Annotated in this window: 13 protein-coding genes; 9 read left to right on the top strand and 4 right to left on the bottom strand. The window is 70.3% G+C overall.

What is annotated here, in order from left to right:
- The first annotated feature begins 62 nt into the window (after positions 1-62).
- The 4 genes from mfd to ACIQLD_RS05775 all read left to right on the top strand — a co-directional run bounded on the left by mfd (position 63) and on the right by ACIQLD_RS05775 (position 8,850).
- The gene (gene mfd / locus ACIQLD_RS05790; RefSeq protein ID WP_402606108.1) at positions 63-3,638 is read left to right on the top strand and encodes a transcription-repair coupling factor; all 3,576 of its coding nucleotides are present in this window, start codon (positions 63-65) and stop codon (positions 3,636-3,638) included.
- A gap of 35 nt (positions 3,639-3,673) precedes the next feature.
- Positions 3,674-4,300, top strand: coding sequence for a gamma carbonic anhydrase family protein (locus ACIQLD_RS05785; protein WP_402606106.1), 627 nt, complete (start codon positions 3,674-3,676; stop codon positions 4,298-4,300).
- A complete protein-coding gene (locus tag ACIQLD_RS05780) occupies positions 4,297-7,263 on the top strand; it encodes an aminotransferase (protein ID WP_402606104.1) in 2,967 nt (988 codons plus the stop codon). The genes ACIQLD_RS05785 and ACIQLD_RS05780 overlap by 4 nt, the downstream gene beginning before the upstream one ends.
- 159 nt (positions 7,264-7,422) lie before the next feature.
- Positions 7,423-8,850, top strand: coding sequence for an APC family permease (locus ACIQLD_RS05775; RefSeq protein ID WP_402606102.1), 1,428 nt, complete (start codon positions 7,423-7,425; stop codon positions 8,848-8,850).
- Positions 8,851-8,917: 67 nt separating this feature from the next.
- Here ACIQLD_RS05775 and gdhA read toward each other — a convergent pair whose 3' ends face one another.
- Both gdhA and ACIQLD_RS05765 read right to left on the bottom strand, forming a co-directional pair.
- Positions 8,918-10,288 carry an NADP-specific glutamate dehydrogenase gene (gdhA, locus tag ACIQLD_RS05770; RefSeq protein WP_402606099.1) on the bottom strand — a complete coding sequence of 457 codons (1,371 nt, stop codon included), beginning with the start codon at positions 10,286-10,288 and terminating at the stop codon, positions 8,918-8,920.
- A gap of 132 nt (positions 10,289-10,420) precedes the next feature.
- Complete coding sequence (locus ACIQLD_RS05765) at positions 10,421-13,117, bottom strand: phosphoenolpyruvate carboxylase (RefSeq protein ID WP_402606097.1); 2,697 nt, start codon at positions 13,115-13,117, stop codon at positions 10,421-10,423.
- A 110-nt stretch (positions 13,118-13,227) separates the two neighbouring features.
- On the opposite strand from ACIQLD_RS05765, the gene nhaA reads away from it, so the two are divergent.
- The 4 genes from nhaA (at position 13,228) to ACIQLD_RS05745 (ending at position 17,318) form a co-directional block, all read left to right on the top strand.
- Positions 13,228-14,397 carry a Na+/H+ antiporter NhaA gene (gene nhaA, locus ACIQLD_RS05760; protein ID WP_402606095.1) on the top strand — a complete coding sequence of 390 codons (1,170 nt, stop codon included), beginning with the start codon at positions 13,228-13,230 and terminating at the stop codon, positions 14,395-14,397.
- Between the two features lie 127 nt (positions 14,398-14,524).
- On the top strand, positions 14,525-15,127 hold the full coding sequence (locus ACIQLD_RS05755) for a MazG family protein (RefSeq protein ID WP_402608493.1): 603 nt from the start codon (positions 14,525-14,527) through the stop codon (positions 15,125-15,127).
- Positions 15,128-15,196: 69 nt separating this feature from the next.
- Positions 15,197-16,447 (top strand): histidine--tRNA ligase, encoded by a 1,251-nt coding sequence (gene hisS / locus ACIQLD_RS05750; protein ID WP_402608492.1) that lies wholly within the window; start codon positions 15,197-15,199, stop codon positions 16,445-16,447.
- A gap of 64 nt (positions 16,448-16,511) precedes the next feature.
- Positions 16,512-17,318: an SGNH/GDSL hydrolase family protein gene (locus ACIQLD_RS05745; RefSeq protein ID WP_402606092.1), complete on the top strand. Its 807-nt coding sequence runs from the start codon at positions 16,512-16,514 to the stop codon at positions 17,316-17,318.
- Here ACIQLD_RS05745 and ACIQLD_RS05740 read toward each other — a convergent pair.
- Positions 17,287-17,841, bottom strand: coding sequence for a VOC family protein (locus tag ACIQLD_RS05740; RefSeq protein ID WP_402606090.1), 555 nt, complete (start codon positions 17,839-17,841; stop codon positions 17,287-17,289). The genes ACIQLD_RS05745 and ACIQLD_RS05740 overlap by 32 nt on opposite strands.
- Positions 17,842-17,928: 87 nt before the next feature.
- On the opposite strand from ACIQLD_RS05740, the gene ACIQLD_RS05735 reads away from it, so the two are divergent.
- Positions 17,929-18,720 carry a helix-turn-helix domain-containing protein gene (locus ACIQLD_RS05735; RefSeq protein ID WP_402606087.1) on the top strand — a complete coding sequence of 264 codons (792 nt, stop codon included), beginning with the start codon at positions 17,929-17,931 and terminating at the stop codon, positions 18,718-18,720.
- A gap of 37 nt (positions 18,721-18,757) precedes the next feature.
- On the opposite strand, the gene ACIQLD_RS05730 is transcribed toward ACIQLD_RS05735, so the two are convergent.
- On the bottom strand, positions 18,758-19,987 hold the full coding sequence (locus ACIQLD_RS05730) for an APC family permease (protein ID WP_402606085.1): 1,230 nt from the start codon (positions 19,985-19,987) through the stop codon (positions 18,758-18,760).
- Between the last annotated feature and the right edge of the window lie 4 nt (positions 19,988-19,991).

The raw sequence follows: 19,991 nt of genomic DNA, 5'->3' as shown, positions 1-19,991 counted from the left end.
GGCGAGCGCTCCTCGACGGGCGCGGCGGCCGGAGTGTCCGTGGGCGCGACTAGTCTTGTCCGGTGACTGTTCCGGGGATTCTGCGCGCCTTGGAAGAGGCGTCTCTGTACCGTGACGCCCTCAGCTGGGCGCGCACCGACGCCGACCTCGGCCTGGTCGACGGTCTCGACGCCCCGGCGCTCGCCGGACTGCTCGAGAAGCGGGCCGCGGCGGGACACCCGCCCGCCCTCCTCGCCGTCGTCCCCACCGGTCGGCGGGCCGAGAGCCTCGCGCTGGCGATGCAGGCCTACCTGCCCGACGCCGACATCCTCACCTTCCCCGCCTGGGAGACGCTGCCGCACGAGCGTCTCAGCCCGAGCCCCGACACGGTCGGTCAACGTCTGCAGACGCTGCGCCGGATCGCGGAGTGGTCGGGCGACCACCCGCTCGTCGTCGTCGCGTCCGTGCGGGCAGCGCTCCAGCCGATCGCCGGCAACCTGGGCGAGATCGCCCCGCTCGAACTCGGCGTCGGCAGCCGGGGGCACGAACTCGACCGCGTGGTCGAGCAGTTGGTCGAACGAGCGTACTCGCGCGTCGACATGGTGTCGCGGCGCGGCGAGTTCGCGGTGCGCGGCGGCATCCTCGACGTCTTCCCTCCCACGTCGGAGCACCCCTACCGCGTCGAGTTCTTCGGCGACGAGATCGATCAGATCCGTGCGTTCTCGGTCGCCGATCAGCGCTCCCTTCCGGGTGATGTCACGGGTGTCGACCTGCCGCCCACCCGCGAGTTGCTGCTCACAGCCGAGGTGCGCGATCGGGCCCGTGCCCTCGTCGGCGGCTTCCCTGCGATCTCGGGCATGCTCGAGAAGATGGCCGAGGGCATCCCGGTCGAGGGCATGGAGTCGCTGCTCCCCGCGGTCGCCGGACCGTTGAAGTCGCTGGCCGAGTACCTGCCGGCGGGAAGCGCCACGGCGGTCATCGATCCCGAGCGCTCGAGCGCGCGCGCCATCACCCTGGGCGACACGAACCGCGAGTTCCTCGACGCCGCCTGGAGCGCGGCCACCTCCGGCGCTTCCGCGCCCATCGATCTGGGCGCCGGTGACTTCCTGACCATCGCCGAACTGCGCGAGGTCGTGCGCGACCGCGGCGGGGTGTGGTGGCGGCTCAGCCCGTTCGGCGCCGGTCTCGGCGAGGGCGATGCGGAAGCCACGAACCTCGGCGCCGCCGTCATCCCCTCCTTCCACGGAAACGTCGACGGCGCGATCTCCTTCGTCGAGGCGAAGGTGACCGACGGATGGCGGGTGGTCGTGATCGCCGCCGGTCACGGTCTGGTCGATCGTGCACGCGACGTGCTCGCCGACCGCGGACTGGCCGCCCGGGTGGTCGAGACGCTCACCGACGCACCGGAGGGCGGCGTCGCGACCCTCGTCACCGGATCCGTCGAAGCCGGCTTCCAGGTGGCCGAGGCGAAGCTCGCCGTCCTCACCGACAACGAGTTCTACGGCCGCACCATCGGCGGCGACCAGCGCGTCGTCAAGAAGCTCGCCTCGCGGCGCAAGAACGTCGTCGACCCGCTGCAGCTCAAGCAGGGCGACTTCGTCGTGCACGCCACCCACGGCATCGGCCGCTTCGTCGAGATGACCCAGCGCGAGGTGTCCACCGGCGGGCGCAACGCGACCAAGTCGATCCGCGACTACCTCGTGCTCGAGTACGCGCCGTCCAAACGCGGGTACCCGGGCGACAAGCTGTTCGTGCCGACCGATCAGCTCGACCTGCTCTCGAAGTACGTCGGCGGCGAGGCGCCGACGCTCTCGAAGATGGGCGGCAGCGACTGGTCGCAGGCCAAGGGCAAGGCGCGCAAGGCCGTGCGCGACATCGCCGTCGAGCTCGTGAAGCTCTACTCCGCTCGCATGAGCGCGAAGGGCCACGCGTTCGGCCCGGACACCCCGTGGCAGCGCGAGCTGGAAGAGGCTTTCCCGTTCGCCGAGACCCACGACCAGCTGCAGACGATCGACGAGATCAAGGCCGACATGGAACGGCCCATCCCGATGGACCGCCTGCTCTCGGGCGACGTCGGCTTCGGCAAGACCGAGGTCGCCGTGCGCGCCGCGTTCAAGGCGATCCAGGACGGCAAGCAGGTCGCGATGCTCGTGCCGACGACGCTGCTGGTGAAGCAGCACCTCGAGACGTTCACCGAGCGGTTCGCCGGCTTCCCGGTCAAGGTGCGGCCGCTGTCGCGCTTCCAGACCGACAAGGAGGCGCGTCTCACCCTCCAGGGGTTGCTGGAGGGCTCGGTCGACATGGTGATCGGCACCCACCGCATCCTCACCGATCAGGTGATGTTCAAAGACCTCGGTCTGATGATCATCGACGAAGAGCAGCGGTTCGGCGTCGAGCACAAGGATGCGCTCAAGAAGATGAAGACCAACGTCGACATCCTCGCCATGAGCGCCACGCCGATCCCGCGCACGCTCGAGATGGCCGTCACCGGCATCCGGGAGATGTCGACGCTGGCGACCCCGCCGGAGGACCGGCATCCGATCCTCTCGTTCGTCGGCCCGCGCAGCGACAAGCAGATGGCCGCGGCGATCCGCCGGGAGATCCTGCGCGAGGGGCAGATCTTCTTCGTGCACAACCGCGTGCAGTCGATCCAGCGCGTCGCGAGCGAGCTCGCCGAACTCGTCCCGGAAGCCAGGATCGCGGTCGCGCACGGCCAGATGGGCGAGCACCAGCTCGAGCAGGTCGTCGACGACTTCTGGGAGCGCAAGTTCGACGTGCTCGTCTCGACCACCATCATCGAGACCGGTCTCGACATCGCGAACGCGAACACGATCATCATCGACCGCGCCGACAAGTACGGACTCAGCCAGCTGCACCAGCTGCGTGGACGCGTCGGACGAGGTCGCGAGCGCGCGTACGCGTACTTCCTGTACGACGAGATGAAGCCGCTGAGCGAGACCGCGGCCGACCGCCTGCAGACCATCGCGGTCAACAACGATCTGGGCTCCGGCATGCAGGTCGCGCTGAAGGACCTCGAGCTGCGCGGGGCGGGCAACCTGCTCGGCGCCGAGCAGGCCGGACACATCGCGGGCGTCGGATTCGACCTGTACCTGCGCATGATCGGCGAGGCGGTGGCGACGTTCCGCGGCGACGAGGTCGAGACCGGCCAGGAGCTGCGTCTCGAACTGCCCCTCGACGCGCGCATCCCCGAGTACTACATCGACAGCGAGCGGCTGCGGCTCGAGGCCTATCAGAAACTCTCGGCGGCGTCTGCGGCGACCGCGAAGGACGACGCGATCGACCTGGTCATCGAAGAGCTCGTCGACCGCTACGGCACCCCGCCCGAAGAGGTCGAGGGATTGCTGGCCATCTCGCGCCTGCGTCGGCGTGCCGCACGCGCCGGGCTGACGGATGTCGTCGTGATGGGCTCGAACCTGCGCATCGCGCCCGCGCGACTCGAGGACTCGATCAAGGTGCGGCTGCAGCGGCTCTACCCGAAGGCGAAGCTCGTGGCCGGGGGAGAGGCGCTGGTCGTGCCGATGCCCACGGTCCCCGCGGCGGTCGGCGTGGGACTCGAACCACTGCCCGATGCGCAGCTGCTCGAATGGGTCGGTCAGTTGTTCACCGCGATCTTCCCCGAGCCCGCCAAGACCGAGTAGCGCGCGGCGCGGGGCCGCGGTACTAGTCTGGCCGCATGTTGTACGAGCACCTCGGGGCTCGGCCCCGCGTCCATGACACCGCCGTCATCGCCCCCACCGCCGTCGTCTCCGGCGACGTGGAGATCGGACCGGGCTGCCAGGTGCTGCACGGCGCCGTGATCACCGCCGAGGGAGGCGCGATCACGCTCGGCGAGCACGTCATCGTGATGGAGAACGCGCTCATCCGCGCGACGGCGGCGAACGCGGTGCACATCGGTGCGCACACCCTGATCGGCACGCTGTCGAGCATCGCGGGTGCGACCGTCGGCGAGGAAACGTTCCTCGCCTCGGGGTCGCGGGTGTTCAACGGCTCGCTGATCGGGCCGCGCTGCGAGGTGCGTGTCAACGCCATCGTGCTCCGCCGTGCCGTGCTGCCCGAGGGCACGGTCGTGCCGATCGGCTGGGTGGCGGTCGGCGATCCCGTGCAGCTGTTCTCGCCGGACCGCGAGGCGGAGATCGCCGCGGCGCAGCCCGACCTCGACTTCCCCGGTCACGTGTTCGGCGTCGACAGGGACACCCCCGACCTGATGGTGCAGCTGACCGAGCGCTACGGCAGTTCGCTCGCGCGGCATGCCCACGACGTGCAGATCGACGACTCCCATCGCGGGCAGCACCGCGCATGACGGAGGGCGTGGGGCTGGTGCGTCCCGACGTCAGCACCGCCGATGCCGCGCGCATCGCGTTCGAGGGCTGGGGGATCACGGCCACGGCGGAAGAGCTCGGCAGCAATCAGGACCGGAACTTCCTGCTCACGGCGGAAGACGGCACGAGGAGTGTCCTGCGGATCGACAACCCGGCGTTCGGTGATGACGCGCGCGACGCCCAGCACGCCGCGCTCGATGCCTACCGCGCCGCCGGCGTCCGGGTGCCGGCGGTGCTGCCCGGCCTCGACGGTGCCCTCACGCAGGTTGCGGACGGGCTTGCCGCACGGCGTAGCGAGTTCGCGCCGGGAGAGCCGCTGGTGGACGCCGGCTACCTCGCCCCCGTGGTCCTCGCCGAGTTCGGAGCGCTTGCCGCCGCGTCCGTGAACGCGCTGGCCTCGCTGGAGCATCCCGGTCTCGACCGTGCCCAGATGTGGGACATGCGCGTCGCTCATGAGCAGACGGAGGCACTCGCCCCGTCGATCGCCGATGCCGCGCTTCGCGGCCGGGTGCTGCGGGCGGCGGCGAAGGCCGATGCCGCTCTCGCACCGCTCGCGGAGCTGCTGCCGGTGCAGGCGATCCACGGCGACCTCACCGACGACAACGTGATGGGTGCGCGGGGCGAGGACTCCCGACTGCACCCGGGCACGGTGCTCGATCTCGGCGACATCGGGCTCGGCTGGCGCGTCGCCGAACTCGCGGTGTGCACCGCATCGATGCTGCACCACGAGCCGGAGCGGCCGTTGCGGGTGATCGAGACCGTCGCGGCCTTCCATCGGGATGCGCCGTTGAGCGAGGAGGAGGCCAGGGCGGTCTGGCCGCTCGTGGTGCTGCGCGCCGCGCTGCTCGTGGCGAGCGGGTGGCGTCAGCTCGAGATCGACGGCGAGAACGACTACGCGCGCGAGCGGATCTCGGGCGAGCAGGCGATCTTCGACGCGGCGACCGCGCTGCCGCTCGCCGAGATGACCGAGCACGTGCTCGCCGCGGCCGGCATCGACGCCCCGGGGATCTCCCTTCCCGAGCTCGCGGGGGACGACGCGCCTCCGCTGCGCGCACTGCTGCCGGATCTCACCGGCCGTGTCGCCGTGATCGATCCGGGTGTCGAGTCCGCCGCGCTCGACAGCGGACGCTGGCTCGAGGACTCGGTCGAGCAGGCTCTGGTCGCCGAGGCGTTCGACCTCGGCGTCGCTGTGGCGGTCATGCCGTACGGGGCGTTCCGACTGACACGTGCGATCGTCGACGAGGCGGATCCGGGGCAGACCTGGGCGACCGCGAGCGAGCTGCATCTGCCTCCGGGCCCGCGGGTGCGGGTGGTGGCGCCGACCGACGCACGGGTGACGCAGCGGGGGGCGGTCGCACGCCTCGCCCTCGACCTCGCCGATCCGGACGACGGCCACGAATGGGTGCTGGAGGTGTCGGGGCTCGACGCGGAGGAGCGGCGCGAACGCCCCGTGAGCGCCGGGGAGACGGTGGGGTGGCTCGCCGCGTCGTTCGAGCCGCGGCGCCTGACCGTCGGGATCCACCGCGACGACGCTCCCGAGCGCCAGGCCGACGGCGCGGGCCTCGTCGCCCCCGAGCAGGTCGCGGCCTGGCGCCGCCTCACCGCCGATCCGGCCCCGCTGCTCGGGCTGCCCTCCTTCGCCCGGCGGGACGATTCGGCGGCGGAGCTGCAACGCCGTGAGCGCATCTTCGCCGCGGCACAGGAGCGCTACTACTCCCATCCGCCGCAGATCGAGCGCGGCTGGCGGCACCATCTGATCGACACCACCGCGCGCACCTACATCGACATGGTGAACAACGTCGCCGGTCTCGGCCATGCGCATCCGAAGGTCGCGGATGCGGCGGATCGCCAGCTGCGGACCCTCGCCACGAACTCCCGATTCCTGTTCCGCGATCTCGCGGAGTACAGCGAGCGGCTGCTCGACCTGATGCCGGACGGCAGCGACCTCGACACCGTGCTGTTGGTCAACAGCGGCTCGGAGGCGGTCGACCTCGCGATCCGGCTGGCTCAGGCCGCGACCGGACGCCAGACGGTCGTCGCGCTGCGCGAGGCCTACCACGGCTGGACGATGGCGAGCGATGCGGTCACCACCAGCGCCTACGACAATCCCTCGGCCCTCGCGACGCGCCCGGATTGGGTGCACGTGGCCGACGTCCCCAATCGCTTCCGCGGCACGTATCGAGGCTCCGACGTGGCGGGCGACTATCTCAGCGACCTCACGACGGATCTCGACCGGTTGGAGGGGGAAGGGCGGCACGTCGCCGCGTTCCTGTGCGAGTCGATCCTCGGCAACGCGGGAGGGGTGGTGCTCCCCGACGGCTACCTGGCCGGGGCCTACGCCCGGACCAGGGCGGCGGGCGGACTGTGCATCGCCGACGAGGTGCAGGTCGGATTCGGGCGGATGGGATCGGCCTTCTGGGGATTCGAACGCGCGGACGTCGTGCCCGACATCGTCACGATCGCGAAGCCGATGGGCAACGGGTATCCGATCGGCGGGGTGATCACGACGAAGCGCATCGCCGACGCGCTGTCGACGCAGGGGCAGTTCTTCTCGTCCGCCGGGGGAAGCGCGCTCAGCTGCCGCGTCGGCATCGCGGTGCTGGATGCGATGGTCGAGGATGACCTGCAGCACAACGCCGCGGTGATCGGTGCCCGGCTCGCGGAGGGGCTGCGCGGGCTCGCGGAGCGGCATCCCCTCGTCGCCGTCGTGCATGGCGAAGGGCTGTATCTCGGCGTCGAACTGGTGCGCGATCGCGACACCATGGAGCCTGCCGCCGCCGAGGCCGCGGCGATCTGCGAGCGCATGCGCGAACTGGGGGTGATCGTGCTGACGACCTCGGAGCGCTCGAACGTCCTGAAGATCAAACCGCCCCTGTGCCTCAGCGCAGAGAGTGCCGACCATGTCGTCGCGATGCTGGATCGCGTGCTCGCCGAGGGATGGTGACGTCGGGGGTCTTCTTCGAATCCCGCCGTCGTTCGGATTGTTAAAAGCGCATTTCGAACCGAATTCACCGTAGCGCTGACGAATCCCTCCGGTCCATACTGTTGCTCAGCGTCGGACGACCCGAAGTCCGACCCATGCGCTGTCCCCCGAGGAGTACCCATGGCCACGAAGACGAAGCCGCTCGCGCACGGCGGAGGAACGCTCAGACGAAATCTCGGGCTGTGGGCGATCGTCGGGCTCGGGCTCGGATACATGACGCCGACGGTCGTGTTCGACACGTTCGGCATGGTCGCCCGCGACACCGACGACGTCGTACCGGCCGCGTATCTGGTCGCACTGGTCGTGATGGTGTTCACGGCGATCAGCTACGGCAAGATCTCGAGCGCGATCCCGAGCGCCGGTTCGGCGTACACGTACGTGCGCGAGTCGATCCACCCGAACCTGGGATTCATGGTCGGGTGGACCTCGCTGATCGACTACGTGCTGCTGCCGATGGTCAACTGCCTCATCATCCGCAGCTACCTCGAAGCCCTGTTCCCCGAGATCCCGGGCTGGATCTGGGTCGTGCTGTACTGCATCCTCGTCACCACCATCATCTACCTGACGATGCGCGGCACCTCGAACATGAACATGATCCTCCTGGTGTTCTCGATCGTCGTGATGGCCGTGTTCGTGGTGATGGTGATCGCCCAGTTGATGCGTGGCGAGGGCGCGGGCACGGTCGCGTCGATGACCCCGTTCTTCCACGACGGCGCCACGATGGGCGCAGTGCTGATGGGCGCCACGATCGTCTGCTTCTCGTTCATCGGCTTCGACGCCGTCACGATGTATGCGGAGGAGGCGAAGGACCCGAAGATCATGCCGAAGGCGATCCTGCTGACGGTGCTGCTGGGCGGGGCGATCTTCCTGATCTCCGGCTACCTCACGCAGCTGCGCTTCCCCGACTGGAACGAGTTCGCCCCCGGCGGCGACATGCAGTTCGTCGAGGACTCCACGCTCCCGATCATCGGCGAGCTGGTCGGCGGCCCCGTGCTCATGGCGGTGCTGACCGCGGCCGGTTTCTGCGCGACCCTCGCCTCGGGCCTCGCCTCGCACGCCTCGGTGTCGCGCATGCTGCTGGTGATGGGGCGCAACAACGTGCTGCCGCAGAAGGCGTTCGGCTACATCAACCCGCGCACCCACACGCCGACGTTCAACATCGTGCTGGTCGGCGCCATCTCCCTGCTGGCGATCCCGTTCACGCTCGAGCTGATCGCGGCATGGATCAACTTCGGTGCGCTGATCGCCTTCACCTTCGTCAACATCTCGGTGATCGCGTGGTTCGCGATCCGCAAGGGCCGTCGTAAGACGCCCGGCGACATCTTCAACTTCATCGTGATGCCGGGAATCGGCATGGTCCTCACCGGCCTGCTCTGGGCGAACCTGCACGAAGACGCCCTGCGCGGAGGCCTCGTGTGGACCGCGATCGGGGTCGTCTACCTCGCGATCATCACGAAGGGCTTCCGCAAGAAGGTCGTCGCGTTCGACGAGAACCAGGCGGTGACCGGGTACAACAAGGTCGTCAAGGTGCCGGTCGACGAGAGCTGACGACGGCGCCGACGAGAAGAGCCGCCTCCCGGGAAAGGGAGGCGGCTCTTCTCGTGGGGGCGGCGGATCAGATGACGCCCTGGGCGAGCATCGCCGCGGCGACACGCTCGAAGCCCGCGATGTTGGCGCCGGCGACGTAGTCGCCCGCGACGCCGTGACGTTCCGCGGCGTCGAAGGCGGCGTCGTGGATGTCGCCCATGATCTCGCGCAGCTTGTTCTCGCTGTCGCCGAAGCTCCAGCGCTGACGCGAGGCGTTCTGGCTCATCTCGAGCGCCGAGGTGGCGACACCGCCGGCGTTGGCGGCCTTGCCGGGGGCGAACAGCACGCCGGCCTTCTGGAACGCGTCGACGGCATCCGGCACGCACGGCATGTTCGCGCCCTCCGAGACGGCGCGCACGCCGTTGGCGATCAGGGCCTCCGCGTCAGCGAGCGAGACCTCGTTCTGCGTGGCGGACGGCACGGCGATGTCGACCGGCACCTCCCACACACTGCCGCCTTCGACGAAGCGGGCACTCGGGCGGCGGTGCGCGTACTCGACGATGCGGGCGCGCTCGACCTCCTTGATCTGGCGCAGCAGGTCGACGTCGATGCCGGCATCGTCGACGACGTAGCCGGAGGAATCGGATGCCGTCACCGCGGTGGCGCCGAGCTGGGTGGCCTTCTGGATCGCGTAGATCGCGACGTTGCCGGAGCCCGAGATGCCCACGCGCTTGCCGCTCAGGGAGTCGTCGTGCACGGCGAGCATCTCCTGCGCGAAGAAGACAGCGCCGTAGCCGGTGGCCTCGGTGCGCACCTCGGCGCCGCCCCATCCCGTGCCCTTGCCGGTGAACATGCCGGATTCGTGGCGGTTGGTGACCTTGCGGTACTGCCCGAACAGGTAGCCGATCTCACGACCCCCGACGCCGATGTCGCCCGCGGGGACGTCGGTGTGCTCGCCGAGGTGGCGGTACAACTCGTTCATGAACGACTGGCAGAAGCGCATGACCTCGGCGTCGGAGCGTCCGTGCGGGTCGAAGTCGGAGCCGCCCTTGCCGCCGCCGATGCCCTGACCGGTGAGCGCGTTCTTGAAGATCTGCTCGAAGCCGAGGAACTTGATGATCGACAGGTTCACCGAGGGGTGGAAGCGCAGTCCGCCCTTGTACGGGCCGAGCACCGAGGAGAACTGGATGCGGTAGCCGCGGTTGACGTGCAGCTTTCCGGAGTCGTCGATCCACGGCACGCGGAAGAGGATCTGACGCTCGGGCTCGACGAGGCGTTCGAGGATGCCGCCGTCGACGTACTCCGGGTGGCGTTCCAGGACCGGGGCGATCGAGTGCAGCACCTCGTGGACGGCCTGGTGGAACTCCGGCTCGTGCGGGCTGCGCGAGAGCACCGTGTCGAACACGGGCTGCACGGACGCGGCGAGCGGATGGAAGTCGGCGGGAGACGAAGCGGTCACGCGGAAGAGCTTTCTGGTGGGGGATGGTGGTGCAGGCGATCGTGTCGCGTGAGGCTGTGCCGGATCCGGCAGAGATTTCACTCTAGTGGGCACCGAAAGCGGGGGTTCCCGCCGGGTCGGTGGCGACGTGGGTCACCCGGTGTTCTGCAGGCCGGCGGCCACACCGCTGACGGAGAGCAGCAGCAGGCGCTGCTGTTCCGCGTCGGCGCCGGAGCCTGTGGGGTCCTCCGCGGCCGTGCGCAGCGCCCGGAGCGCGCGCAGCTGCAGGAGCGAGAGCGCGTCGACGTACGGGCTGCGCAGCTGCACAGCGCGCTGGAGGACGGGCTTGTTCTCGAGCAGGCTTTCACCCCCGGTGAGACGGATCACCCAGCGCCGCGTTGTCGCGAGCTCGTCGAGCACGAGCTGCGCCAGGTCGTCGCGGTCGCCGAGGGCGAGGTACTGGCGGGCGATGCGCTCGTCGGTCTTCGCGAGGCTCATCGCGACGTTGTCGATCATGGTGCGCAGCAGCGGCCACTCGCGGTACGCCTCGATCAACAGCGACTCGTCGCCCACGGCATCCAGTGCCGTGCCGAGGCCGAACCATCCGGCGAGGTTGATGCGCGCCTGCGTCCACGCGAACACCCACGGGATCGCCCGCAGGTCTTCCAGCGATTCGACGGAGAGCCCGCGGCGGGCCGGGCGGGAGCCGAGCGCGAGCAGCCCGATCTCCTCCATCGGCGTCACGGTGGCGAACCAGGGAGCGAAGCCCTCCGCCTTCACGAGCGAGAAGAAGCGCTCGCGGGAGGCGGCGTCCATGATCGAGGCGACCTCGGCGTAGCGCGCGGCCGCCCGGCTCGTGCGCTCCTCCTCCGTGGGGGAGGAGGCGAGCAGTGTCGCCGCGGCGACCTGGTCGATGTGCCGCATCGCGATCGCGGGCTCGCCGTAGCGCGCGAAGATCACCTCGCCCTGCTCTGTGAGCTTGAACCGGCCGTCGACCGAGTGCGGCGGCTGCGCGAGGATCGCGGAGTTGGCGGGGCCGCCGCCGCGTCCGAGAGCACCCCCGCGGCCGTGGAAGAGCGTCAGCTCGATCTCGGATTCCTGAGCCCACCGCGCGATCTTCTCCTGCGCCTCGTAGAGGGCGAGGTTCGCGGCCACCGGGCCGACGTCCTTCGACGAGTCGGAATAGCCGAGCATGACTTCGAGCCGGTTGCCGGTGGCCGCCATACGCTCGCGGAACTCCGGGAACGTCACGGCTTCTTCGAGGATGCCGGGGGCCGCCTGCAGGTCGGCGAACGTCTCGAACAGCGGCACCACGTCGAGCACCGGAGCGTCGTCGCCCAGGGCATAGCGGGCGAGACGGTGCACATTGGCGAGGTCGGAGGCGGCCTGGGTGAACGAGACGACGTAGCGTCCGGCGGCGCGCAGCCCGCGGTCGCGCTGGATGTCCGCGATCGCGCGGAACACCTCGAGCACCTCCTCGGTCTGTGCGCTGACGGCCTCGCCCGCATCGAGCTCTGCCAGCGCCTTCGCGTGCACCTGGGAGTGCTGGCGCACCTCGAGCTCGGTGAGGTGGAAGCCGTAGGTCTCGACCTGCCAGATCAGGTGCTGCACGCCGCCGAACGCGTGGCGCTTCGCTCCGGCAGCGGCGAGCGACGACTGCACGGCGCGCAGATCCGCAAGCAGTTCCTCGGGGCGGGAGTATGCCTGTGCGCTGTCGTCGCCGCGGCGTGTGGCGGCGACGCGACGCGCCAGGGTCAGCAGCACGCGGCGGTGCGGCTCGTCGGGCGAGCGGGTGGCGAGCTCGGCCGCCAGTGCCGGCTCTGCGGCGGAGAAGCTCTCCCAGAGCGCTGTGACCTCGGCGCTGGGCGGGGTGTCGTCGGAGGCGAGCGTCAGGGTCCGGCCGATGCGCTCCAGGGCGCGCTCGAGCCCCCGCAGCACATGGTCCGCTGCGATCTGCGAGGCTTCACGCGTCACGGATGCCGTGACGAAGGGGTTGCCGTCGCGGTCGCCGCCCACCCACGAGCCGATCCGCACGAAGGCGGGCACGACAGGCGCGCTGGCGCCCGAGCCCTCACCGCGGAGCGCGTCGTCGATGCGGCGGTACACGTGAGGCACCGTCGTGAAGAGCGTCTCGTCGAACACGCCCATCACAGTGCGCACCTCGTCGGTCGGAGACGGCTTCTGGGAACGCAGAGGGGCTGTGCGCCACAGTGTGTCGATCTCCTCCAGCATGCGTCGGCGGGCACGATGCTCCTCCGAGCCGCCCTCGCTCGCCGCGTCGTGCTGCGTGAGCAGCTCCGACAGACGGCGGATGCTCGACGACACCGCACGGCGACGGGCCTCGGTCGGGTGCGCGGTGAAGACCGGGTGGAAGCGGAGGCCCTCCAGGCGGCGGCGGGCCTCGTCGTCGCCGACCTCGGTGCGCAGCCGCGCGTACGCGGTCGCGACGGTGTCGGCGGCATCCTCGCGGCCCGGCTGACCGGCGCGCTCGCGCAGCACGCGCACGCGCTGGTGCTCCTCGGCGAGGTTCACGAGGTGGAAGTAGCAGGTGAACGCGCGGGCGACCTCGTCGGCCCGCGCGACGGTGAACGACTCGGCGATCGCCGCCGCGCGCTCGAACGCGTCGGGGGTCTCCTCGTCATAGGCCTGGATCGTCGCGAGTCGCAGCCGTTCGACGTCTTCGAAGAGGCCGTCGCCGCCGGCTTCGCGCAGCACCTGCCCGAGCAGCTGCCCGAGCATCCTGACGTCTGTGCGCATCGCATCGGGGATGCCGCGACCGGCTTCGAAGCGGCCGATCACGCGGATGGCCTCGGTGTTCGTGGGCTCGGAGAAGGAGTGTGCGGGGGTCACCCTTCGAGAGTATCCCTCGCGGAAGGCGTGTCCTGCACGCATGACGATGTGCTCCGAGACCGGCGAAGGAGGGAGACGTCGAGGCCTTCGGGCGATCTACGATGGGGGGAATGCGCATCTCAGCGAACCCCCTCCGCGGGCAGCAGTTCCCCGCCGTCCTCCTCCTGGTCGCGGCGGGACTCGGGCTCCTCCTCGCGAACCTGCCGACGCACGACGCGCTCGCCGCCTTCCTCGACTTCCACATCGCAGTGCCGGGGACAGCCCTCGACCTGTCGATCGCGCACTGGGTATCCGATGGGCTCCTCGCCGTCTTCTTCCTCGTCGTGGCGATCGAGCTGCGTCACGAGCTGACCCATGGCGAGCTCGACTCCCCGCGCAAGGCCGTGCAGCCCGCGATCGCGGCGGCCGGAGGCGTGCTCGTCCCCATCGCGGTCTACCTCCTCATCGCCGGCGGCGACAGCACCACGGCACCCGGCTGGCCCATCCCCACGGCGACCGACATCGCGTTCGCCCTCGGTGTCCTGGCGATGTTCGGCAAGGGGCTGCCCTCTCGGGTCCGTGTCTTCCTGCTCGCCCTCGCGATCCTCGACGACATCATCGGCATCATCTTCATCGCGGTGCTGTTCGCCGACGACGTGCAGTGGCTGCTGTTCGGACTCGCCCTCGTCGGAGTGGCCGTGTTCTGGGCGCTGAGCCGGCTCCTGCACGCCACGGGGCATCCGCTGATCGCGGTCGCCATGGTACTGGTCGGCGTGGTCACCTGGGGGTTGGTCGCCTCCTCCGGCATCCACGCCACGATCGCCGGTGTGCTGCTGGGCCTCGTGATGTCGCCCGTGCCCGCGGGGCGCACCCGGCACGCGCTCGAGCCGACCGTGAACGGAGCGATCCTGCCGCTCTTCGCCTTCGTCGCGGCGTTCGTCGTGATCCCCGCCGTGTCGATCACGCAGCTGTCACCGGCGTTCTGGGCCATCGTGGTCGCCCTGCCCGTGGGCAAGATCATCGGCATCTCGCTGTTCGGCTGGCTGGCGATGCGCATTCGCCCGAAGGGCGCCGAGCCGGCTTTGCCGCTCGCCGACATCCTCGCCGCTGGGGCCCTCGGCGGCATCGGCTTCACGGTCTCGCTGCTGCTGGCGAACCTCGCCTTCGCCGACGACGGCGGCATCAGGGACCAGGCGATCCTCGGCGTACTCGTGGGTTCGCTGATCGCGCTCGTGATCTCCGGGATCTTCGTGTCGCTGCGGGCACGCTGGTACCGTCGGGTCGCATCCGCAGCATCCTGAGGGGCGTGATGACGGGCAGTCCGACGCGGGATCTCTCCGCGCCCGACCGATTCGAGGAGGAAGCGTGAGCGCTCAGACCGAGACCGATGCCGACGCGCAGGATCCGCTCCGTCGAGCCGCCGACACCATGCACGCGGTCAGGGACCGCTGTGTGTGGTCGCAGCAGATCACGCATCGCGACCTCGTGCCGTACCTCATCGAGGAGGCGCACGAGGTGATCGACGCCGTCGAGGCCGGCAGCCGCGACGACCTTCGCGAGGAGCTCGGCGATCTGCTGTGGCAGGTGCTGTTCCACTCCGCCATCGCGGCGCAGGACCCCGACGATCCGTTCGACATCGACGATGTGGCGCGCACGCTCACCGAGAAGATGGTGCGGCGGCATCCGCACGTGTTCGCCGGGGAGGTGGCCGAGACGCCCGAGCAGGTGCTGGTGCACTGGAACGCGGCGAAGGCGGCGGAGAAGCGCACTCGACGCAGCGTGCTCGACGGCGTGCCGCGGGGGATGCCGGCGCTCGCGCTCGCGCAGAAGGTCATCGGCCGCGCCGCCGGAGTGGGCGTGGCGATCGAACCGGCACCAACCGCCTCGGCGACCTCGGAGAAGGAGCTCGGCGAGGCGCTCCTCGCGCTCGTCGCGGCGGCGCGTGCCGAGGGCTGGGATGCCGAGCGGGCGCTGCGGGAGCGGCTGCGGACGCTGGAAGACGACGTGCGCGCTGCCGAAGCCGCATCCTGACGCCCGGCACGACGTTGCCTGCAGACCTGGGAAGATGGAACCGTGGCTACCGTGAACCCGCCGCGCGGCATGCGCGACATCCTCCCCGCCGACAAGGCCCGCCGTGAGCGTGTGCTCTCCGTCATCCGCGAGCGCTACCTCGCGCACGGATTCGACGAGATCGAGACGCCCGTCGTGGAGGACTACGACAGACTGCATGCCGGCATCGGCGGCGACAACGAGAAGCTCTCGTACAACATCCTGCGCCGAGGTCTCGATGCCGATGCGATCCGTGCTGCTGCTGAAGACCCTGCCGCGCTCTCCGACCTCGGCCTCCGCTACGACCTGACCGTGCCGCTCGCCCGCTTCTACGCGAGCAACCGCGGACAGCTCCCCACCGTCTTCCGCTCGATCCAGATCGGCCCGGTCTGGCGCGCCGAGCGTCCGCAGAAGGGCCGTTACCGCCAGTTCGTGCAGTGCGACATCGACATCATGGGCGACGACTCCTCGCGTGCCGAGGCCGAGCTGATGGTCGCGTCTCTCGACGCCGTCGACGCGCTGGGCCTCGAGGGCGCGACCGTGCGCATCAACGACCGCCGGGTGCTGGAGTGGATGCTCGACAGCTTCGGGTTCACGGCAGAGGAACGCCCCGGGGTGCTCATCACGATCGACAAGCTCGACAAGATCGGCCCCGAGGGAGTGGCGACCGAGCTGCGGGAACGCAGTGCCTCGACCGCAGCCGCCGACGCCTTCGACGCCTTCCTGCGGCGTCCGCAGACCATGGAGTACCACCCGTTCGGCGAGCGGCAGATCCGCAAGGCCCTGCCCGAGGGTGCCCCGGCCGAGCTGGTCGAGCACCTGGTCGGCATCGGTGAGGCGGTGGCTGCGGGGCGCGGACAGTCCGACATCCCTCTCGTCTTCGATCCGTTCCTCGTGCGCGGAATGGGCTACTACACGGGCACGATCTTCGAGCTCGCACACCCCTCCGTCGGGTACTCGCTCGGTGGCGGCGGACGATACGACGGCATGATCGGGCGCTTCCTCGGGCAGCAGGTTCCCGCTGTCGGCTTCTCGCTCGGCTTCGAGCGCCTGGTCGACCTGATCGCCGACGAGCACGATGCCGCGGCGCAGGCTGTCGTGCTGATCCACGATGCCGACGTGCCGGTGCACGAGCTGGTCCGGCACAAGGCGGCACTCATCGCCGGCGGGGCCAGAGTGCGTCTGGAGCGGCGCACGAAGAACGTCAAGGCTCTGCTCGAGCGTTCGGCGGCCGACGGCTACACCGCCTTCGCGACCGTCTCCGCCGGTGCCGGCGAGGTGGACCTCAAACCGCTCTCCTGACGAGCCGGGCTCGTCGCCCGATCCCGTTCACGCCGTGTTCACGGTGACGGGATGGAATCAGGGCGTGAGCCGCTTCCGCATCCCCGTTCTGGCCGGGGCGACACTCGTCGCGCTCCTCATCGGCTTCCGGCTCGTGCTCGGCCGACAGGCGGCGCTCGCGCGACGGCGGATCGGGAAGCCGCTGGGGGAGGAAGCACTCGATGCGGATCGCCTCTGGCGTCGAGGTCTCGACGGAGCGCCCCTCGACCTGCTGATGCTCGGCGACTCGATCGCCGCCGGCCTCGGGGCCGAGCATCGCAAGGAGACGCTGGGCGGGCGCCTCGCGAAGGCGACCGGACGCCGGATGCATCGCCCGGTGCGACTGCGCACGGCGGCCGTGGTCGGTGCGGAGTCGCCCGATCTCCCTGCTCAGCTCGACGCCCTGCCCGCAGAGTATCCCCCGCACGTGGCCGTGATCGTCGTGGGCGGCAACGATGTGACGCACCGGCTGCCCGTGGCGCTGTCGGCGCAGCACCTGCATGAGGCCGTCCGCAGGCTGCGCGGTATGGGGGCCGAGGTCGTCGTTGGCACCTGCCCCGACCTCGGTGCGCTGCGCGCCGTGCCGCAGCCCCTCCGGCGGATCGCGTCGAGCCTGTCGCGCCGTCTCGCTGAGATCCAGGACGAGACGGCCCGACAGGCGGGCGCCGAGCCGGTGGATCTGCGCCACGCGGTGGGATCGATGTTCTTCGACGAGCCCGAAGCGATGTTCAGCCTCGACCGCTTCCATCCGAGCGCGCTCGGGTATCGCCGCACAGCCGAGGCGCTGCTGCCGGCGGTGTATCGCGCGGCGGAGAGGTCGCTCAGCTCGCGCCATCCGTCGGCTCCGCGCTGAACGACGCAGCCCACTCGGCGACCCGGCGGCTGCTCTCCTCGTCGGAGATGTCCTCGACACGGGTCATGACCGACCAGCGCACGCCGAACGGATCGCGGATGCTGGCGAATCGATCGCCCGAGACGAAGGGCGCCGGGGCTTCGCGCACGGTCGCTCCCGCGGCGACGGCCTTGTCGACGACCGCATCCACGTCCGAGACGTACAGGCCCATCGAGTAGCAGTCGTCGTCGCCGTCGGGTGAGCGCACGAGGTGGTACTCGGGGTTCGGCTCTCCGAGCTGGAGCAGGCCGAGTCCGAAGTCGAGGTCGGCGTGCGCGACCACCCCGCCGAACTCGGTGACGTCGACGACCCGCGCCCCGAAGACGTCGCGGTAGAACTCGATCGCCTGTTTCGCGTCGGGGATCGCCAGGAAAGGCGTGAGGGAGGTGGCGCTGTTGGGGCGTCCATTCGTCGTGTAGGTCCCGTCGGCCCCGGTCGTCGTGGTCGCTGCGGTGGTGTCTGCGGTGGTGTCGTCGTCGCTCATGCCGCCACGCTAGGCCGTGCGGGGCGGCCGCGGCTTGAAGATCGGCGACAGCATCCCGATGTCGGGTCCGGAGCCTACGCTGGGCCCATGGTGAACCCGACCCGCGGTGTGCTGTATCCCGCACGCCTGCCGCAGTTCCATCGACTGCCGGCCCCGTCGTCGGTGACGGACCTGGTCGCGTGGTTCTGGATTCCGGAGTGGGACATCGCCCCAGGGCGCTCATCGCGGCAAGAGGTCGTCGCCTATCCGGCGCTGAACCTCGTCGTCGATGCGGATGCCGTGACACTGTCGGGCGCGACCACGCGCCTGTCGCACCGCGATCTGCGCGGGAGCGGATGGGCCGTCGGCGCGCTCCTGCGTCCCGCGGCCGTCGCGGCGCTGATCGACGAACCCGGCTCCCTGGTCGACGACGAGCGGGTCCTCGATGAGGGCGCGGACGTCGCCCACCTTCGCCGGAGCGTCGCCGTCGCGATGGGCTCGGGGGAGGGGCACCGGCCACGGGCGGTCGAAGCCTTCTCCCGGTGGCTCGGGCAGCGCGTGGGACCGGTCGGCGACCCGGCACGCCAGGCCAACGCGGCCGTCGAGGTCCTGATGGGAGACGGGGCGGCCCTCACCCCGGAGGAGGCAGCCACGCGCCTGGCGGTGTCGGTGCGGACCCTGCAGCGTATGACGCACCGCCACGTCGGACTCTCACCGGGCGCGATGATCCGACGTCGGCGCCTGCAGGAGGCGGCGCAGCGGGTGCGCGAGGAACCGGGGGCCGACCTGGCCTCGATCGCGGCGGAACTCGGATACGCCGACCATGCGCATCTCACGCGGGACTTCCAGGCCGTGCTCGGCGTCGCCCCGCGGGTGTACCGCTCCGAGACGCGCCGCTGACGACGGACGGTGAGAGCCTCGGGATCCGTACGCGAGCTCAGACCCGCGGGAACCGCAGTCGCAGCATCCGGTATCCGACGCCGAGCAGCACGACGGCCATGCCGATGAGCGAGGCGAATACGGGGAGGGTGTTCACCAGGACCAGGCATCCGAGGGCGCCGAGAACCTGCAGCGCCCGGGGATAGCGGCGTGCGGACCCGGTCTGCCGGAACGCGGCGGCGTTCGCGATGAGGTAATAGAGCAGCACGCCGAAGGAGGAGAAGCCGATGGCATCGCGCAGGTCGGCGACGAGCACGATGGCGATCACGATGAGGGCGATGGCGATCTCGGCGCGCTGGGGCACGCGGTGCCGCACGTCGATCTTCGCGAGGAATCGAGGCACGTCACGCTCGCGCGCCATCGCCAGGGTCGTGCGGCCGATTCCGGTCAGCAGCGCCAGGAGAGCACCGAGCGAGGCGGCAGCCGCCGCTACGCGGATCACGGGTGCCCATGCTGATGCGTCCGCGGCGATGACGAGATCGACCAGAGGCGCCGTCGAGCCGATCACGTCGGCGCCGAGCACGAGCAGGACGGCGACGCCCACCAGGAGATAGACGGCGACGGCTCCTCCCAGAGCGAGGACGATCGCCCGGGGGATGGTCCTCGCGGGGTCGATGACCTCTTCTCCCATCGTCGCGATGCGTGCGTAGCCGGCGAACGCGAAGAACAGCAGCCCCGCGCCCTGCAGCACGCCGTAGGCCGTGGCATCGGGAAGCGGGGGCGGCGAGACGGCCGGGGCCGCGCTGAGTCCGAGGCCGACCGCGACGGCGAGGCCGAGCAGCGAGCACACCACGAGGATGCGTGTGACCAGGGCGGTGCGCGTCACGCCGAAGCAGTTCACCGCGGCGAGAAGGGCGACGGCCGTGACGGCAACGGGGATCTGTGCGTCTCCCGGGGCCGCGTAGGCGGCGAACGTCATGGCCATGGCCGCGCAGCTGGCGATCTTGCCGATCACGAAGCTCCATCCGGCGACGAAGCCCCACCACGCGCCGATCTCCGCACGGGCATAGGCGTACGTGCCTCCGGCGACGGGGTGGGCGGCGGCGAGCTGCGCCGAGGAGGTGGCGTTGCAGTACGCGACGACCGCGGCGATCGCGAGGGCGATCAGGATACCGCTCCCGGCGACGCCGATGGCGGGAGCCCACACGGCGAACACACCGGCGCCGATCATCGAGCCGAGGCCGATGGCGATGGCGTCTCCGAGTCTCAGTCGACGGGCGAGGGGCATCCCG

It is taken from the genome of Microbacterium sp. NPDC091662, assembly GCF_044756705.1.
Taxonomy (GTDB): domain Bacteria; phylum Actinomycetota; class Actinomycetes; order Actinomycetales; family Microbacteriaceae; genus Microbacterium.
The sequence above is the reverse complement of the archived record's forward strand: the minus strand, read 5'-3'. Positions and strand labels throughout refer to the sequence as shown.

What these genes read in the sequence shown, in the direction of transcription:
- ACIQLD_RS05785 (WP_402606106.1), top strand. Translation starts at nt 3,674, where the DNA reads ATGTTGTACGAGCACCTCGGGGCTCGGCCCCGCGTCCATGACACCGCC.
- ACIQLD_RS05780 (WP_402606104.1), top strand. Translation starts at nt 4,297, where the DNA reads ATGACGGAGGGCGTGGGGCTGGTGCGTCCCGACGTCAGCACCGCCGAT.
- ACIQLD_RS05775 (WP_402606102.1), top strand. Translation starts at nt 7,423, where the DNA reads ATGGCCACGAAGACGAAGCCGCTCGCGCACGGCGGAGGAACGCTCAGA.
- nhaA (WP_402606095.1), top strand. Translation starts at nt 13,228, where the DNA reads ATGCGCATCTCAGCGAACCCCCTCCGCGGGCAGCAGTTCCCCGCCGTC.
- ACIQLD_RS05755 (WP_402608493.1), top strand. Translation starts at nt 14,525, where the DNA reads ATGCACGCGGTCAGGGACCGCTGTGTGTGGTCGCAGCAGATCACGCAT.
- hisS (WP_402608492.1), top strand. Translation starts at nt 15,197, where the DNA reads ATGCGCGACATCCTCCCCGCCGACAAGGCCCGCCGTGAGCGTGTGCTC.
- ACIQLD_RS05740 (WP_402606090.1), bottom strand. Translation starts at nt 17,841, where the DNA reads ATGAGCGACGACGACACCACCGCAGACACCACCGCAGCGACCACGACG.
- ACIQLD_RS05735 (WP_402606087.1), top strand. Translation starts at nt 17,929, where the DNA reads ATGGTGAACCCGACCCGCGGTGTGCTGTATCCCGCACGCCTGCCGCAG.
- ACIQLD_RS05730 (WP_402606085.1), bottom strand. Translation starts at nt 19,987, where the DNA reads ATGCCCCTCGCCCGTCGACTGAGACTCGGAGACGCCATCGCCATCGGC.